Genomic DNA, 18,072 nt, shown 5'->3' on the forward strand with positions numbered 1-18,072 from the left:
ATAGCCCAAGGTGTATCTAAAACTGAATTAACTGGATTATTTCAAACAATGCCTAGAGAATGGAATAAAATGAAAATTATCGATATGAATACCAAATATTGGAAAGAAATTAATAGGCCACATATTGATAACGTTATTGCAAATGGTGGAGACATTAGATTTATACATGACCCTAGATTATCAATAAATAAATATTCTATTATTGATGATTTACCAGAAACAAGCCTTATAGAAAAAGCTTTTAAAGCTAAAGCAAAAAGGGAAGGCCTTAAAAAAATACCTACATTTCTAAAATGGGAGTACGATTATCTCTTAAAAAGAGGTTATGTAATAAAAGATAATGGATTAATGGTTAAATTATAAAAATGGATATATCAACTTATAAAGCTTTAAAAGCTGATATCTTAAATATAGCAGGGGATGTATTGAATAATTTTAATTTAGAATACATTCTTACTAGCCAATCAGATTTAATAGAGTTTAGAAATAAGTACTTTAGTATTAGGTTTAAACTAGATTTATCTGGTTTTCCTTATTTTACACAAGTTAAGCCAATATATTTTTTTGTGTTTAATAGTGATCTAATTGAAGTTCAAGAAGATGAATTACTTAAGTTTTTGAATATTGATAAGGACGAATATGATTTGTATTTTCTTAATCATTATGAGTTAAATGAGGGTAAAATAAATGATACAGATAAAGGGGATATTTATTATTGTATTGATAAAATAAAAGATGAAATAAAAATATTTTTTCATGCTGTTTTTGCTGGAGATCTAACCTATATAGATTATAAGAACTCTTCTCAACAATCTTAATTTAATCATGTAGTTCCATATTATAAAGTATTAGAAAGTGTGTCTTTTAAACGTTTTTTAGTAATAGCTAAGCTATATCAATAATATTAAAGATAGAAGCCTTGGAATGTCTAGTTTTGTTGTGACGATCTTTAAAAACAGGAAAAATCACCTCCGCTACTTTTAAAACATTGCAGAAAATACTAGCAACATTACAAAAGACGATAGTTGGCTTTGGTAAGTTTGGTAAAAAACTGTTGGTTAAAATAGACCATACTTCCTTCATTTTTCCTCTCAAAAAATGCAGAGAAATTCACCTTATCAATCTAAAAAATCCATGATTAAGTTCGAATCTCTCTATAAGATTCCAAAAACTTCTTATAAAAAAAAGAGAGAATTATTTCAGTTAAAAAATCATAACCTATTGATATACAATGTGTATCTGTACAAACTTTTTGGAGGTGGTTGAAAAGTTTGTACAGAAAAAAGGGTAGAAAACTTGTACCAACTTTTTGGAGGTGGTTAAAAAGTTTGTACAGAAAAAAGGGTAGAAAACTTGTACCAACTTTTTAGAGGTGATGGAAAAGTTTGTACAGAAAAGAGGAAGCAAAAAACAAACGATTCTTTTTAAAATAAGAAGGATACCATAACAGTAAGAGGCTACTAAATATTTCAATAGAAAATAAAGACTCTTACTAGTTTGCGAGCAAACGCGGCAATAGTAATTCTAGTCATGGCTAATTCGATAGCATATAGAATGCTCTCCGTTAAGTATGGTGAACTAAGAAGGAATAAATAAATTAGTGTAAAGAGATACATAAATAAAAGTAGTGTTTCACTTTAAATAATAACCGATATTACTATTTGCAATAACCATAAAAAAAAAGGAGGAAACTATTTTAGTTTCCTCCATATACTTAAAAAATAAGTAGCCTTCATAGTGGTTTGTAACTGCTATAAAAAGAAAGTATGTACTACTTAACACTAATGATTGTAAGTTCACTTTCAGGAAGGTTTGGAACATATAATTTTCCGTTTAGTAGAGAAATATCCGCAGGGCCAGAAAGCTTCTTCCCTTCAGTATCAATGCTGTTTTTCTTTTGAGTAGCCATATCAATATATCCAACTTCACCCTCGTTAGCCCAATTACTAAAGTATAATTTCGATTTGTATATAGCCAATCCGTCATACATACCGGCAGTTGTAATTATTTTTTCAGGGCTAGGGGCTGCTGCTGTTATATCGTTTATTTTGTAAATGACATTATTTTCAGTAACCTTTCCATCCGCAGGAAAAGAAGCAACATATAAAGTTTTACCATCAAAAGCCAATCCATTTGCCCCTGTAACAGTAGCAACTTTAGTAAGCGTTAATGAATCAGGATTGGTAGGAGTAGCAATGTTTAACTTGTAAATAGCTCCTGTATTGGTTACAGAAATATAAGCGTAATTGTTATAGATAGCAATATCGTTTGCAAAAAGCTCGCCATCAGGAAGTGTAATAATTTTTGGACTTTCAGCTTTGTTTTTTAAATTGTAAACAACTATTTTTTGCACATCGGCAATATATAAATAATCATCAGCTATCGCCATTCCTTTAGGAGCACTTAGGTTTCCATCCGCAGGAATAAAAGGAGTTATTTGCTGGTCTGTAACTTTTACAATATACCCTTTCCCTTCATTGTTAAGTGGGCTTAGCGAATCTGTACCAAAATTAGAAACTAAAACAGAAGTATTGAGATAAGGAACACTTCCTTCGCCAAATTTCAGTCCTTCAGAAATAGTTACCACTCGCTCAACAGCTTTAGTATCGTTTTCTTTACAGCTAGTAAAAAATAAAGCAGTAGCGCCTAAGAATAATAAAAATGCTTTTTTCATGAAATGTGTTTTTTAATGTTATGACAAAATTAAACATCCAAAAAGCCAATTATATTATATATGAAGTTCAATTTTATTTCAAATTGGTTCGTATCTCACTAGGAGATTTACCAAATTTAGATTTAAACGATTTAGAAAAATGAGCATAGCTTTCAAAACCACATTCATACGCAATATCACTAATCCTTTGAGAGGTGTTTTTTACTAATAAAAATGCCTTTTCCAGTTTTTTCAAATGAATCCATTGCATAGGAGAAGCTTTAAATTCTTTAGCAAATTCTCTTTTAAACGTAGATACGCTCATATTGCACATTTTAGCCAAGGTATTTACAGTAATTTTCTTATACAGATGGTCATTAATAACAGAAGAAATAGTTCTTTTATTCGTATTGTAAACACTATACAAAAAGGAAATAGCAGTACTTTTAGTAGTAGGATCGGCAAGTAAAATATAAATAAGCTCCTTAATTTTTAAATCTAGATACTCCTTACTAAAATCATGCGTATTCCAATTAATTTTTTCAAGAGATTGGTAAAAATGAGCAATATTAATATTGTTTTTAATAATACGAATACTATGATGCCCTGTTGTATCAATTGGTTGTTCCAAATGACTAATCATATCAGCTATATGATAATGATTAAAAAAGAGCATGATACTCTTAAACGCTTTTTGAGTATCAGGTAAGTATTCAGACATCATGTAAACCCCTTTAGGAAGCATAAAAAGCTGTCCTCTTTCAATAGTATGGCTTACATTATTTATAGACACTGTTTTAGTACCATCAAAAACGTACACAATAGCATGCTCTGTTAATGTAATTTTATAGTTTTTTTCTTCAGAAGAAATATAATTAACAAGATGAAATTTACGTTTTTCAACGGTAAAAGAATGTTTGTTTTTAAGTTCTTCTGGAGCAACTGTCATCGATAAAATATTAAAGAATATACTCCTTTGCTTTTTCCAACACTTTAGGAATCCCTCCTGGATTTTTACCTCCAGCAGTAGCAAAGAAATTTTGACCACCGCCACCACCATGAATATATTTGCCAAGCTCTCTAACTACCTGACCAGCATTGTACCCTTTATCGTTAGCTAATTCTTTTGAAATATAGCAAGTAAGCATAGCCTTTTCAGAAGAAGGGGCAGTAGCAAACAAAATAAAAAGGTTTTTATATTCTCCACCTAGTTCAAATAATAAATTTTTAATACTATTTGGATCCAAATCTACCTTAGTAGCTAAAAACTGAACACCATTCACCTCTTCCAATTGCTTTTTTAAATCGCCCTTCATGTTCTTAGCCTTTTCTTTTAACAATTGTTCTACTTGCTTTTTTAGAGTAGCATTTTCATCCTGCAAATTACGAACAGATTTAGAAAGATCTTTCGGATTTTTAAGCAATTGCTTTACCTCGGTATAATTTTTTTCAATCGTTTCAAAATATTCACCAACAGCAATATTAGTAATGGCTTCCACACGTCTGATTCCAGAAGCTACAGCACTCTCAGATGTTATTTTAAAATACCAAATATCTCCTGTTTGTTGCACATGCGTTCCTCCACAAAGCTCCATTGATTGCCCAAATTTAATAGCCCGAACCGTGTCACCATACTTCTCCCCAAATAATGCCACAGCTCCCTCGTCAATAGCCTGTTGCATAGGGATATTTCTTTTTTCAATTAAAGGAAGGTTCTCACGGATACGCGCATTTACAAAAGCTTCAACTTCTTCCAGTTGATGAGCCGCTACTTTTGAAAAGTGAGAAAAATCAAAACGAAGGTAATTAGGATGCACTAAAGACCCCTTTTGTTCCACATGCGTACCTAAAACAGCACGAAGCGCCTGGTGTAATAAATGCGTAGCTGAATGATTGCTAGCAGACAAACGTCTAAATTCATCATCAACAACAGCCTTAAAAGTATCGCCTAAATTTTTAGGAAGATTTTTAGCAAAATGAATGATGACATTATTCTCTTTTTTAGTATCCAAAATATAAACCACATCACCATCAGGCATTTCCAAATACCCTTTATCACCAACCTGTCCTCCTCCTTCAGGGTAAAAAGGAGTTAAATTGAACACCAGTTGGTATTGATCACCATCTTTTTTAGTACTAACTTTTCTATAACGCGTTAGTTTAGCATCAACCCTTAATATATCATAGCCAACAAACTCCTCCACTTCGTCATCTTGTAAAACAATCCAGTCACCTGTTTCACTGGCAGAAGCAGCACGTGAACGGTCTTTTTGAGCTTTCATACTAGCATTAAATTCATCTTCATTAATAGAAAAACCTTTTTCGCGCGCAATGAGCTGCGTTAAATCCAAAGGAAACCCGTAAGTATCATATAATTCAAAAGCCTTAGCACCAGAAATTTCTTTTCCATGGGTATTTTCAATAACCTTATCTAGCAAAAGGAGCCCTTGATCTAAAGTACGTAAAAAAGAATGCTCTTCTTCCTTGATAACATTATGTGCCAATGTACTTTGTTTTCTAATTTCAGGAAAGGCATCTCCCATTTGATGTGCTAGCGTTGCTACCAGTTTATAAATAAAAGGCTCTTTTTGATTTAAAAAAGTAAATCCATAGCGAATAGCTCTACGTAAAATTCTACGAATAACATACCCAGCCCCAGTATTGCTAGGTAATTGACCATCAGCAATAGCAAAGGCTACTGCTCTTACGTGGTCAGCAATTACACGAATAGCAATATCAGCTTTTTCATTAGTACCATATGCAATTCCTGTAATGGTTTCTATTTCTCTAATTAAAGGAGTAAAAACATCAGTATCATAATTTGACTGAACATTTTGCAATACCATACACAAGCGTTCAAAGCCCATTCCGGTATCAATATGCTTAGCAGGCAACTCTTCTAAAGAACCATTCGCTTTACGATTGTATTGCATAAAAACCAAATTCCAAATTTCAACAACCTGAGGATGATCTTCATTAACCAATACCTTACCATCAACTTTGGCCTTTTCGGCAGCCGAACGGATATCTACATGAATTTCTGAGCAAGGTCCACAAGGCCCCTGTTCTCCCATTTCCCAAAAGTTATCCTTTTTATTTCCCATCAAAATACGATCTTCAGGAATAATCTCCTTCCATAAATCATAAGCTTCCTGATCCATCGTAGTCCCGTCTTTTTTATCCCCTTCAAAAACGGTTACATATAAAATGTCTTTATCTATTTTAAGAACTTCCGTTAATAATTCCCAAGCCCAAGTAATGGCTTCTTTTTTAAAATAATCACCAAAACTCCAGTTACCTAACATTTCAAACATGGTATGGTGATAAGTATCATACCCTACTTCTTCCAAATCATTGTGTTTACCAGAAACGCGTAAACATTTTTGAGAATCGGAAATTCTGTTACTTTTTGGAGTAGCATTTCCCAAGAAAAATTCTTTAAATGGTGCCATACCAGAATTGGTAAACATCAATGTTGGATCATTCTTTAACACCATAGGTGCAGACGGAACGATAGCATGTTGTTTAGATTTATAGAAGTCTAAAAACTTGGATCTTATTTCTTGAGATTTCATATGATTATTAAACGAAGTTCTGTTAAATTATAATTAAAAAACTACTAATACAAAGCAGTTGTAAAACATTTTGTAATTTTGCAGACCATCAATTGGTATGTTGTTAACCAAAACAGCCTGTATAAAAACCACAAAAATAGTACATTTAGTTGTATGACGAAAGTAAAATATTATTACGACCCAGATACCTTATCGTATCGTAAAATAAAGCCGAAGAAAAGTGAAACATACAAAAAGACCTTTATAGGAATTATGGGGGTGTTATTGATTGCTTTCTTTGGATTTATTGTATTCAGCCAATTTTTAATGTCTCCTAATGAAAGAGCGCAAAGAAGAGAACTTGAAAATTTAAGATTGCATTATGAGCTATTAAATAAACGCATAAAAGAAGGATCTCAAATATTAGAAGAGTTACAAAAAAGAGACAATTATATTTATAGAACCTATTTTGAAGCCAATCCTATACCTGATGAGCAACGAAAAGCAGGTTTTGGAGGAGTAAATAGGTACAAAAATTTAGAAGGATTTGATAATAGTGAAATGGTAAAAAATGTAACCAAAGATCTTGATATCTTATCCAAGCAAATGGTTGTACAATCCAAATCACTAGATGAAATAGTAAGTTTGGCAAAGGCAAAAGAAAAAATGTTGGCATCAATACCAGCAATACAACCTATCAAAAATCAAGACCTAAAAAGAATGGCATCAGGTTTTGGTATGCGAATGCATCCGATATTAAAATCGAGAAGAATGCATAATGGAATGGATTTTACCGCACCTACAGGAACACAAATTTATACCTCAGGAAATGGAACTGTAATTAAAGCAGCTAGAAGTTCTACCTTTGGAAATGTTGTATATATAGACCACGGATATGGATATAAAACAATTTATGCACATATGAGTAAAATTGTAGCAAGGAAAGGGCAAAAAGTAAAACGAGGAGATTTAATTGGATATGTGGGAAATACAGGAAGATCAGCAGCTCCTCATTTGCATTATGAAGTGCATAAAAATGGACGTCCTGTAAATCCTATTTATTATTATTATGGTGATTTAACACCAGAGGAGTTTTTAGCCATGCAAAAAGCCTCTCAAGAAAAAGGACAATCGTATGATTAATTGTTAAAAAAGGCGGTATTAAAAATGCATATAGATTTACCCGAAAAAAGATATTATAAAATAGGAGAGGTGGCAAAAGCCTTTGGGGTAAACTCGTCATTAATTCGCTTTTGGGAAAAAGAATTTGAAATTATAAAGCCTAAAAAGAATGCAAAAGGAAATAGGTTGTTTACTATAGAAGATATAGAAAACTTTAAACTTATTTATAGCTTAGTAAAAGAACGAGGCTTTACCTTAGAAGGAGCTAAGCAAAAATTAAAAAAAAATCCTAAAGGTATTGTTGAAAAACATGAAATAATTAGCCGTTTAGAGCTAGTAAGAGCCGAGTTGATAAAAATCAAAAATCAATTATAACAAAAATCAACATTATGAAAAAATGGTTAGTGCCTGTAATTATACTAGGAATTATCACTTTTGTAGTTTATGGGACTGTAAAAGGATTTTACAATCAGGCAATTAAATTGGAAGAAGGAATAGAAGAAGAGTGGTCAAAAGTAGAGAGCTCATACCAGCGTAGAAATGACCTGATAGGAAATTTAGTAAAAACGGTACAAGGAGCGGCTGATTTTGAAAAAAGTACTTTGGTAGGGGTTATTGAAGCAAGAGCAAAAGCAACTTCGGTAACTATCAAAGCAGCTGACTTAACTCCAGAAAAAATGGCTGAGTTTCAAGAAGCACAAGCAGGCTTAACAGGAGCATTGTCAAAACTATTAGTTTCAGTAGAACGTTATCCAGAAATCAAAGCAAACCGCAATTTCTTAGAATTGCAAAGCCAATTAGAAGGAACAGAAAATAGAATCAATATAGCTCGCGATCGTTTTAATGAAAAAGTGACGCCTTATAACAATCATATAAGACAATTTCCAGGAAATATCATGGCGGGAATATTTAATTTTGAAAAGAAGGAACGTTTTAAATCTGAGAAAGGGGCAGAAAAAGCTCCTGATATTAATTTCGATTTTAATAAAAAATAATGTCTAAAGTAGAAGATTTTCTTTCTGTAACAGAAGAACAGGAAATCGTTGCAGCTATTCAAATAGCTGAGCAAAATACTTCTGGTGAAATACGAGTACATATTGAGGCAACTACCAATAAACCTCATTACGAAAGGGCACTAGAAGTATTCTCATTGCTTAAAATGTTTGAAACGAAACAACGGAACGGGGTATTAATTTATATTGCAGTAAAGGATCATAAATTTGTGGTTTATGGAGACCAAGGAATTCATAAAGTGGTAGCTGCTGATTTTTGGGACGCGACTAAAAATACCATGCAAAAACATTTTAAAAAAGGGAAGTATAAGGAAGGACTAGTGGCGGGAATATTGAAAGCAGGAAATGCATTAAAAAAATATTTTCCGTGGACAATAGCTGATGAGAATGAATTGACTAACGAGATTTCTAAAGGCTAAATAAAATTGAAAGAAGCAATAAAAAAGATTTTTTCTTTAATCGTTATACTAATCGTGCAGCAAACTGTTGCACAAGGTTTTCAAATACCCAATACACCTAGTTTTCAAACGAGTGTGTATGATTATATAGGATTGTTGTCTGCTAATGAAAAGGCTAGTTTAGAAAAAAAATTAATACAATATGCAGATACTACCTCAACGCAAATAGTTGTTGCAATTATTAAATCTACAGAAGGAGCGTATATTAATTATTTGGCGGCTAATTGGGCGCATCAGTGGGGAATTGGAGGTAGCAAGGATAAAGACAATGGAGTGTTTATGCTTTTGGCTAAAGATGATAGAAAAATAACCATTCAAGCAGGTTATGGGGTAGAACATTTGTTAACCGACTTTGTGTCTCGTAGAATTATTGAAAGAGACATAATTCCTTATTTTAAAAAAGGACATTATTATGCTGGTTTAGATAGTGGAAGCAATGCTATTTTTAAAGCCTTAACAGGTGCTTATAAAGGAACTAGAAAGAAAAAGAGTGCTGAAGAAGGGACGGATGTAGGGCTTGTAATATTTATAGTGATTGTAATCATACTTTTTATACTGCTTAGTAGAGGAAATAGAGGTGGAGGTGGAAGCAGCCGTAGAATAGATGCTAGAAGTATTTTGGATGCTATTATTTTAAGCAATGCAGGGCGAGGTGGCTTTGGTGGCGGTGGTTTTGGAAGTAGCTCAGGTGGTGGCTTTGATGGAGGTGGCTTCGGAGGCGGTTTTGGCGGAGGCGGCTTTGGTGGCGGTGGAGCTACAGGAGATTGGTAATAGGTGTTTTGATAAAGGTAAGTATTTTAGACCTTGTACAAATAAGCAATGTTTGAATATAAATTATTAAGCATATGAAAAAAAGTTTTATTTATCTGTTATTTTTAATGTTGATAAGTTGTCATAGCTACGGACAATTGGAGGTGCTAGCAAGTTTACCAAAAGTACTAAAAGAAGTTTCAGGCTTAACAAAAGTAAATGGATCAGATTGGTTATGGATGCATAATGATAGTGGAAATAGAAGCATCATTTATGGGGTGAATATTGAAGGAGAAATCATGGAGGAAATGGATATAAATGCTAAAAATAACGACTGGGAAGATATGACTTCAGATCCATATGGAAACGTATATATAGCAGATATAGGAAATAATAAAAATAAACGTAAAGATTTAGCAATTCTAAAAATTTCACATCAAGATTTTATAGAAAAAGAACGAGTAGATGTAGAGCGCATAACATTTACCTATCCAGACCAAGTAAAATTTCCACCTCCAAAAAAGCAACGTCTTTTTGATGCAGAATCTATATTATATGCAAACGGAAATATATACCTATTTACAAAGTCGAGAGTAAAAGGGCATTTTGGAAAAACAAACTTGTATAAAGTACCAGCAAAAAAAGGCAATTACAAGGCTGCATTTATTTCAACTTTCGAAACGTGTAGTAATTTTGGTTGTTGGATTACTTCAGCAGCAATTTCACCTGATGGAAAAACAGTGGCTTTGCTCAATGAGCGTGCCGTTTTAATTTTTACAGATTTTTTTGAAGATGATTTTTTTAGTGGTCAAGTAAGAAATATTCCTTTAGGGTTTCTTTCTCAAAAAGAAGGAGTTGCTTTTAAAGACAATAATACCTTGTATATCACCGATGAAAAATCTCGTGGAAAAGGAGGGAAGCTTTATCAGCTTAGTTTACATTAAACCCCCTGTATAAATTCCCATATTAAAGTAGCCCAGCCCAGAATTAGCAAGCCTCCTCCTAACGGAGTAACGGGGCCTAAAAGCGTTATTTTTTTTCCCTTGTAATCAGAAAGAATCAGACCGTAAATACTAAAAGAGAATAAAAAAATTCCTATCATAAAACAGCAAGCCATGGTTTGGTTAGGCTCAGAAAATTGATTGCCTATAAATAACAATACAAGCGCATGGTACATTTGATACTTTACGCCAGTTTCAAATGATTTTAATTGTGTTTCTGATAACACTTTTTTTAAGGCATGAGCGCCAAAGGCACCAAAAATAACAGCAAGCATTCCAAAAATAGCAGCTGAAATAAGGATCATTTTCGAAGTCATTATTTTTTTAATTCAATAGGGTTATCAAAAATATTTACACCTCCTTTTACGCCAAAATCAAGCGTTTGTACAGGATAAGCAATACTAATTTGTTCTTCTTCAAAACGTTTTTTTATACGCATAATGGCTTCGCTCATAGCATTTAAATAATCGGTGTTTTTATAAAATCGAATCCAAAATCGAACTTCAAAATTATATGCAGATCCTCCAATAGAAGTAAAGTAAAAGTCAATTTCTTCATTCTTTAATAAACGATCTATTTGATGAATTTCATTTAAGGTAACCTTTTTAACCAGTTCCAAATCATCACCATAAGAAACACCGCTTTGTAAAATAATACGGCGTTTTTTAAAGGTAGAATAATTTATAAAAGAATTGTTGTAAATTAGTTGATTAGGAACAAAAACTTCTTGGCCGCTAACCGTTTTAATAGAAGTGGTAATCCAACCAATTTCTTTTATCACTCCAAAATTATCATTTAAATTAACCCAATCACCTTGCTTAAAAGGCTTTTGCATGTTTACCAAAAAACCAGCAAAAGCATTAGAGGCAATATCTTTAAAAGCAAATCCCGCTACAATTCCTACAATTCCAGCACCAGCAAGTAACTTTGTAAGTAAGCCTTCTAGTTCAAGAATTTCAAGTGCTAGGAAAATACCTGAAAGCATTAAGAGCATATAAATACCCAAAGATATAAATAGAGCAATGTCTTTGCTTCTTGTAAAAATTTTGGAATAAAATTTTAAAGAATATGTTTTTACAGCTTTTGCTAAGTAGTAAAAGGCTAAAAAAACAATTAAGGCCAAAAAAACCTTAGGAAGGTAAGCAACAATATCTTCTCCCCATTTTTTGATAAGTACGTAACTTGATCCAAAATATTTTTCCATGTTTATTTAATTACTCAAGCGATTTAAACTTTTTGTTTTGAAGCGAAAATTTAAGGTTTTTTGCCCTAATACGTCTTTTTTGAGTAACATAGTTCTAGCTATGTTGTAAGAAAAAGCTAAAATTAGGGTAAAATAAGACCAATTTGCAGGCATAAGAAAAAGTTTAAACACTTCACTGTGTAAAAGTATGATAAAATACGAATTTTAAAAAGAAAAACCAATACCAAAAGCAACTCGATTTTCATTATTATTTCCTTGAAAAATAGAAATATTAGCAGTAAATAAATCAATACCACTTACCCAAATACTGCCCCCGTAACTAGTATGCCATTTGTTATTTTGAATATTGGGCATCCAAACCTTACCATAATCAAAACCGCCTGTGATACCTAGTTTTATAGGAATGATGCCTGTTTTAATACGACCTAAACGCAAACGTATATCGCTACTATGATAAAAACTTTCTTTTCCTGTAAATCGTTCACGACTAAAACCGCGTAAACTAGTATCACCACCCAAAGTAGCAGCATGGTAAATTTGGAATTGATTTCCAATATTAATTTGTGTTCCTATTTCTGAAGCAAAAATAAGTGAACGATTTTGCACTAGGTTTTGATAAAAAGCAAGACTACTCTTTAAATAAGCAAATTTATTGTTAAAATTATTAGCAAGAGTTTTTCCTCCTATAGCAGTTTTAAAATGAAGTCCTTTTGTAGGGAAACTAGGATTATCTACATTATGATGGCGAAAACTTATTTCACTCCCTAAAAAGTAGTTTCTGTTAAAAATAGTTGTTGCAACAGGTAAAGCACCAATAAATCTATCAGGCGTATTTTGTACTTTCAATCCCTCAATACTAGTAGAAATCTTAACAATACTTCCCCCTCTAAGCCTTTTTAATAAGGAAGGTGTAATACTTAACTCTTCTTTTCTGACTCTATAATAATTAGCATCAAATAATTGTTGGTTAAACGAAGTAGCATTTCCCCAGCCAAAAAAGTTAAACGCATACTTGTTACTTGTTATTTTAGCCTTTACCTCTAAGCTCCAGTTACCTATAAATTCACTGAATTCACTGTTGTAAGTCATATCATATCCATGAGTAGCAGAGTAATAGTTAGCCATTACAGTATGTTGGCTTCCAAAAGGCTGTTTTTTAAATCCCTGTCGAGTGTATGTTAGTTTAGCTCCAAAGAAAAAACCATCATCAGGATTATTTCCTAAGTTAGGAGAAACTAAGGTAGTATTATTATGAATATCATGATGATTATAGGTGTTTTTAAAATAATTTTCAGATCGTTTATCAGCCGTTTCTGAGTTTGGATTTAGCGTATTTTTTTTTGAGGTATAATCATAGACCTTTGTTTTTTTGCTCCATCCAGTTACGTGAGAAGTATCTGTATAAGTATCATGATCTTGTCCACCAATAAGTCTAAGTAAAACACCTTTGTCAACATTGCCAGAAACTAAGAAAGTATCCTTACCGTTTAAACCATATAGTTGTACTTCATCTGTTTCCTTATTGCTTATCATACGGCTGTAAATGGTATCGTTTTTTTGACGTATGTTAATGTTAGTTGTAGTATCATTAAGCCTTTCAATAGTAAAAACATCATTTTTATCAGTACCAGTAATATAAATAGTTTTTGCATATTTTTTATAGTAGCGATTAGCAATGTTTTTTAACTTATTTCTACGAGACTTAATTTTTTTTATAATGGTTTCTCCATCTAAATTATAAATAGCTTTTGGAAGTTGTTGAATGGCATTTTCTATAATACTATCTGTTAGGTGTTTCTGAATATAATCAGCTTGTTGGTACCAATCATTTAATGTAAGTTCATTTAAAAACTCCGCATCAAAAAAGCGAGGGTAATTGTTGTACCATTTCATATTGCTAATGTCATTTTCAAAAGTCTGCATATTTTTTACCAAAGGAGCAAATTGCTTAAATAAAGGAATCATAATTCCATCAAACTTAGAAAAAGGTTGGTCTCTATCTCTAGGAATAGGGCGGTAGTATCTCTTACCAGATTTTGCTTTAAAAGAAGCCCATCTCCATTGATCTTCATGTCTATCCCAATCACCTATCACCATATCAAATAATCGAGAACGAACTACCCAATTTTGTGCAATTTTGTGCCTGCCATTTTTACGGATTTTTTCAAGAACATCAAAAGTGCTAATTATTTTTTTAGAGTTTCCAAAATTATCAAGTTCCTGTCTATTTCCAGCAGGGCGCTCTTCAAGCAAATACAAACCACCTCCAAAAGCATCGTTATATTTGCCAAGAGCAGGTTGTTTAGGCATATAATATAATTGAGGATTGGTATGGTAAATATTTACAGCCTTTGCCATTGTAGGAATTACAAAAGCAGCATATGGGTGTGACATGGTAAAGATATCTTGAACCACATCTATAAGGATGGTTCCTTTTAAGATACCTCCCATAATTCTATTAGCATCTTTTACCATAGAGCGTAAAACGTATTGCTTACCATTGGAGTTTTCCAAACGTAAAGAATTTGTTTGGTTTCCACCTCCGCGTCGGATAGGGGTTAATCCCCCGTAAACGTTTTCTAGTTCTAAAACAGGTACTTTAATTTTTTGACCATATTTTTTTCGATGTAAATCACCCCATAAAAAAGCATGGAATTTACTTACCTCAGTATCTTTAGGAGCATAAATAGAAGTATTTACAAACTTTTTATGAGCATTGTATTCCGTAAAATCAAAAGAAGCCTTTTTCTTTTTGGGAGCTATGATTTCGGTACTATACAATAAAGTATTGCCATCTTTAATATTAGCGCTGTAAAACTCTACGATGGCAGCCCCGTCAGTATAATAATTTAGTTTTGCGTATCCGTGATTTCCATAGGTGAATAAAGCGCCATATTTAGCCAAAGCAGCGGACTTCTTAGATCCTGATCCACTAATAATTTGTTTGTATTTACCATAGTTTACATTATTTTCATTAACAGGATTCTCCTCAATATATTGTAAGTTATGTTCATGTCCAGAAACAAAAACAATATGTTCTCTAAAATCGCCAGCAGCAGTTTGTAGTTGTTTGATAAACTCCGCATAATTTTTATTAAAAATATCTGTTTGTATTCCTGCATGTGCACGCAATCCATTTTTTAAAGTACCTAGTATAGGAATTGGGCTCATGTGGTCTTTAAAAGAAAAGCTACCACCATGAGGTCCATTTGAAAACATTGGGTGGTGCATTGCTACAACTACATTTTTATACCTGTTTTTTTTAAACAAACTAGTAATATCGTTGATAAAACGTTCGCGAGTTTTTATTTCACAATTTTCATTAATAGTAGGGTGTTCATTCCAGTCTGTAATAAACCACCTACTATCTATGATAACAAGCATTAAATCATCAGTAATAGCAAGCTTTTTTAACCCGCAGCCATTCTCTGGTAAAAAAGCACCTTTACCCAATGCTTTTTCTATGAGCTTTTCTTGGCGTTTTAATCCCTTAACCCCATTATACCAATCGTGATTTCCAGGAATAAAAATAGGGGTACCTTTAAAATTAGCAACAGCATCAATTTGCGTTTGTAGTCGATGCTCAGCTAAAGCCCTTTGGAAATGTCCTTTTTGAGGCATTCCGTAAGGATAAATATTGTCGCCAAGAAAAAGAGCCGTAGTATTTTTAGGAGCTTTTGATAACGCTTCTTTAAAGTAAGTTAGTGAAGGGATTGTTTCTCCCATCTTTGCATTACCCGCATCGCCAATTAAATAAAAAGAATGTAAAAGTTCTTTTTGTGAAGTAACAGTTTTTGGTGCATTTTTATCGGCATAGCTTGCTTTATAAGTAGCACATCCAATGAATAAAATACCGATACTGAGATATAAAAATGATTTTACTGAATTCATAATGCGATTGATGATTAAGTTTCAAAATTACCAAAAGAAATACAGTTAGGAAGTCTTTTAAAAAAATAGTTCCTAACTGTATTGAAAATAAAAGGCTTAGTGTTGTTATAGCCCTAATTGTAAGTGAATTATTTGTGAGATATTTTACATGTTTCACAAATTAAAATATCTTCTTTAAGAGTGATTTTGTCTAACTTTTGAGCTACTTCATTAATAAAACTATTATACGTATTATGCTCGGGGGTAATGTTATTTACTTTAATTTTCGTGTAATATTCACCATCCCATTCTTGTTTTCCCCAACAATTAGGGCAAATACCTTCAGGAGCTTTTAAAGTTTTATCACCTTCAGATTTTTTTTTGAAATAGTTTTTAAGATTTGTTATAATGTTCATGTTTCGTAAGTATTTATGGAACTTATTTTAAGAGTATAAATTATTATAATTGCGCTAAAAGTAAGCATTTATTTATTCAATAATATCTTTCCATTCATCGCTTTCTAAAGCAACTCTTTTTATAAAGCTACAAATGGCCACAGCTTTATAGCCTTCAGCAGTTAATTTTTCAAAAGTTTTTTGAACTAGCACTTTACCAATACCTCTTCCTCTTAGGTTATGAGGAACCTCAGAGTAAACAAGGCGCATTTTATTATCTTTTAGTTCATAAGTTACTTTAGCAACCTCGTCATTTATATTTAAAATAAATTGTTGCTGTTTTTTATCGTGTTTAATTTCCAAAATTTCAGGTATTAATAGTTGAATCCATTTTTGTAAATCTCTATCAGAAGGATTGCGTAGTTTTTTATTTCCAATGGTAATTGTAGGAAAATTTAGCTTTTTATTTTCATAAAGGCTTCGCAGCTCTTCTGCATGAGCTTCATGTTCTTTTACATCTAAAAACTCATAAGTTAAATCATTGTTTTTAAAAAACTCTTTATAATATACAGTTTTATGACAGTGTTTGGTACCATAAAGCTTTATAATAGGGAGAGGCATATACATTAATTAGGTGTTTATTTTAAGTAATCTTTGATACCATAGCTAGCTAAAACTCCTTCACCTGTAGCAGCAGCCACTTGCGCAATAGCACCTTCTCTACAGTCACCTGCAGCAAAAATTCCTTCAACAGAAGTTTGAGCAAGCCCAGTGGTTTGGATAAAGCCTCTAGAGTTTAAGGCTACTAACTTTTTAAAGGCTTGTGTATTAGGAATTAACCCAATAAAAATAAAAGTGCCATCTGCCTCTATAAGGTGTTCATTATTAGTAGCGTTATCTCGAACCGTTAATCCCTTGAAAAGACCGTTATCATCCGCAACAAATTCAAGAGCAGTTTGATTCATATGAGTAGAGATGTTATTAATTTCTTTAAGCTTTTCAACGTAAGTTTCCGAGGCTGAAAATGTTTCGGAACGATGCACTATTTTAACACTCTTACAAAAACCAGCAAGAAAAATACCTTCTTCTAAGGCAGAATTCCCCCCTCCAATTACAATAATATCTTTATCTCTATAAAAAGCACCATCACAAGTAGCACAAAAATGTATTCCAGACCCGATTAAATTCTCTTCATTAGGAATTCCTAATTTTTTATATGTTGATCCTGTAGATAGCACAACAGATTTTCCTAAGTAGGTAGCTCCTTTTGTTTGTATAGAAAAATGGTTTTTAAGTTTTTCAATTGCAACCACCTCTTCGCCTGTTTTAATAACAGCTCCATAAGTTATAGCTTGCTCTTCCATTTTTTCCATTAATTGGGGGCCCGATATAGACTGAAAACCTGGATAGTTTTCAATTTTTTCTGTTAAAAAAGCATTTCCACCAATAGTAGATTTTTCTAAAATTAAGGTGTCAAAGCGATCTCTTTGTGCATAAATAGAAGTTGTTAACCCAGCAGCACCACCACCAATTATAATGGTGTCAAACATTTTACGTTCTTTTTTAATATTGATAGAAAGAAGTGCTGTAAGCTTAATATTATCAGGGTTTGTGTATGGTTTTCCGTCAATTAATATGGTTGGGATAATCCTCTTTCCGTTATTAATCTCCTCTACTTTTTCTGTAGCCCATTTGTATGTATCAACATCAATAAATTCAAAATGAATATTGTTGTCTCTTAAAAAGCTTTTTGCTCTTCTGCAATCAGGACACCAATCAGCACCATATAATTGTACTCTCCCTACTTCATTAATACCTAATACAGAAGCAAGCGTTATATTATCAGGATTTGTATATGATTTTTCTTTGATTATAAGTGTAGGAATAATTCTTTTCCCATTATTAATAGCTTCAACTTTTTCTGTAGCCTTTTCATCTAAATCTACATCAATAAAAGTAAAAGGGATGTTGTTTTCCGTTAAATATGTTTTTGCTCTTCTACAGTCAGGACACCAATCAGCGCCATATAATAAAATATTGTTCATAAGTTTT

At 32.4% G+C, this 18,072-nt stretch carries 17 protein-coding genes; 8 read left to right on the top strand and 9 right to left on the bottom strand.

The features are described 5' to 3' along the window. The first annotated feature begins 69 nt into the window (after positions 1–69). A complete protein-coding gene (locus MARIT_RS02190; protein ID WP_136437419.1) occupies positions 70–363 on the top strand; it encodes a hypothetical protein in 294 nt (97 codons plus the stop codon). 2 nt (positions 364–365) lie between these two features. Continuing rightward, positions 366–818, top strand: coding sequence for a hypothetical protein (locus MARIT_RS02195; protein WP_100210642.1), 453 nt, complete (start codon positions 366–368; stop codon positions 816–818). 953 nt (positions 819–1,771) lie between these two features. On the opposite strand, the gene MARIT_RS02205 is transcribed toward MARIT_RS02195, so the two are convergent. The 3 genes from MARIT_RS02205 to alaS form a co-directional block, all read right to left on the bottom strand. Further along, positions 1,772–2,674 carry an LVIVD repeat-containing protein gene (locus MARIT_RS02205; RefSeq protein ID WP_024742431.1) on the bottom strand — a complete coding sequence of 301 codons (903 nt, stop codon included), beginning with the start codon at positions 2,672–2,674 and terminating at the stop codon, positions 1,772–1,774. 73 nt (positions 2,675–2,747) lie between these two features. Then, positions 2,748–3,602 (bottom strand): AraC family transcriptional regulator, encoded by an 855-nt coding sequence (locus MARIT_RS02210; protein WP_024742432.1) that lies wholly within the window; start codon positions 3,600–3,602, stop codon positions 2,748–2,750. Positions 3,603–3,612: 10 nt separating this feature from the next. Continuing rightward, a complete protein-coding gene (alaS, locus tag MARIT_RS02215; RefSeq protein WP_100210644.1) occupies positions 3,613–6,228 on the bottom strand; it encodes an alanine--tRNA ligase in 2,616 nt (871 codons plus the stop codon). A 153-nt stretch (positions 6,229–6,381) separates the two neighbouring features. Between alaS and MARIT_RS02220 the strand changes: the two genes are divergently transcribed. The 6 genes from MARIT_RS02220 (at position 6,382) to MARIT_RS02245 (ending at position 10,494) form a co-directional block, all read left to right on the top strand. Next, positions 6,382–7,350 carry a M23 family metallopeptidase gene (locus MARIT_RS02220; RefSeq protein WP_100210645.1) on the top strand — a complete coding sequence of 323 codons (969 nt, stop codon included), beginning with the start codon at positions 6,382–6,384 and terminating at the stop codon, positions 7,348–7,350. A 24-nt stretch (positions 7,351–7,374) separates the two neighbouring features. Further along, a complete protein-coding gene (locus tag MARIT_RS02225) occupies positions 7,375–7,704 on the top strand; it encodes a MerR family transcriptional regulator (RefSeq protein ID WP_024742435.1) in 330 nt (109 codons plus the stop codon). Positions 7,705–7,718: 14 nt separating this feature from the next. Further along, positions 7,719–8,324, top strand: coding sequence for a LemA family protein (locus tag MARIT_RS02230; protein WP_024742436.1), 606 nt, complete (start codon positions 7,719–7,721; stop codon positions 8,322–8,324). Next, positions 8,324–8,761 carry a TPM domain-containing protein gene (locus tag MARIT_RS02235; RefSeq protein ID WP_024742437.1) on the top strand — a complete coding sequence of 146 codons (438 nt, stop codon included), beginning with the start codon at positions 8,324–8,326 and terminating at the stop codon, positions 8,759–8,761. The genes MARIT_RS02230 and MARIT_RS02235 overlap by 1 nt, the downstream gene beginning before the upstream one ends. A 6-nt stretch (positions 8,762–8,767) precedes the next feature. Next, on the top strand, positions 8,768–9,571 hold the full coding sequence (locus MARIT_RS02240; RefSeq protein WP_394364678.1) for a TPM domain-containing protein: 804 nt from the start codon (positions 8,768–8,770) through the stop codon (positions 9,569–9,571). A 74-nt stretch (positions 9,572–9,645) separates the two neighbouring features. Continuing rightward, the gene (locus MARIT_RS02245) at positions 9,646–10,494 is read left to right on the top strand and encodes a hypothetical protein (protein ID WP_231975182.1); all 849 of its coding nucleotides are present in this window, start codon (positions 9,646–9,648) and stop codon (positions 10,492–10,494) included. Here the strand turns inward: MARIT_RS02245 and MARIT_RS02250 are convergent. The 6 genes from MARIT_RS02250 to MARIT_RS02280 form a co-directional block, all read right to left on the bottom strand. Continuing rightward, positions 10,491–10,856 (bottom strand): DUF423 domain-containing protein, encoded by a 366-nt coding sequence (locus MARIT_RS02250; RefSeq protein ID WP_231975183.1) that lies wholly within the window; start codon positions 10,854–10,856, stop codon positions 10,491–10,493. The two genes, MARIT_RS02245 and MARIT_RS02250, sit on opposite strands and share 4 nt — an antisense overlap. Before the next feature lie 11 nt (positions 10,857–10,867). Then, entirely contained in the window at positions 10,868–11,755 is an 888-nt protein-coding gene (locus MARIT_RS02255; RefSeq protein WP_100210647.1) for a mechanosensitive ion channel family protein, read from the bottom strand. A gap of 204 nt (positions 11,756–11,959) precedes the next feature. Next, positions 11,960–15,646 carry a metallophosphoesterase gene (locus MARIT_RS02260; protein WP_100210648.1) on the bottom strand — a complete coding sequence of 1,229 codons (3,687 nt, stop codon included), beginning with the start codon at positions 15,644–15,646 and terminating at the stop codon, positions 11,960–11,962. A 128-nt stretch (positions 15,647–15,774) separates the two neighbouring features. Next, a complete protein-coding gene (locus tag MARIT_RS02265) occupies positions 15,775–16,041 on the bottom strand; it encodes a hypothetical protein (protein ID WP_024742107.1) in 267 nt (88 codons plus the stop codon). Positions 16,042–16,113: 72 nt separating this feature from the next. Then, positions 16,114–16,647, bottom strand: coding sequence for an N-acetyltransferase (locus tag MARIT_RS15815; protein WP_231975184.1), 534 nt, complete (start codon positions 16,645–16,647; stop codon positions 16,114–16,116). An 11-nt stretch (positions 16,648–16,658) separates the two neighbouring features. Further along, positions 16,659–18,065: an FAD-dependent oxidoreductase gene (locus tag MARIT_RS02280; RefSeq protein ID WP_100210649.1), complete on the bottom strand. Its 1,407-nt coding sequence runs from the start codon at positions 18,063–18,065 to the stop codon at positions 16,659–16,661. Between the last annotated feature and the right edge of the window lie 7 nt (positions 18,066–18,072).

This window comes from Tenacibaculum maritimum NCIMB 2154 (assembly GCF_900119795.1).
In the GTDB taxonomy this organism is placed as follows: domain Bacteria; phylum Bacteroidota; class Bacteroidia; order Flavobacteriales; family Flavobacteriaceae; genus Polaribacter; species Polaribacter maritimus.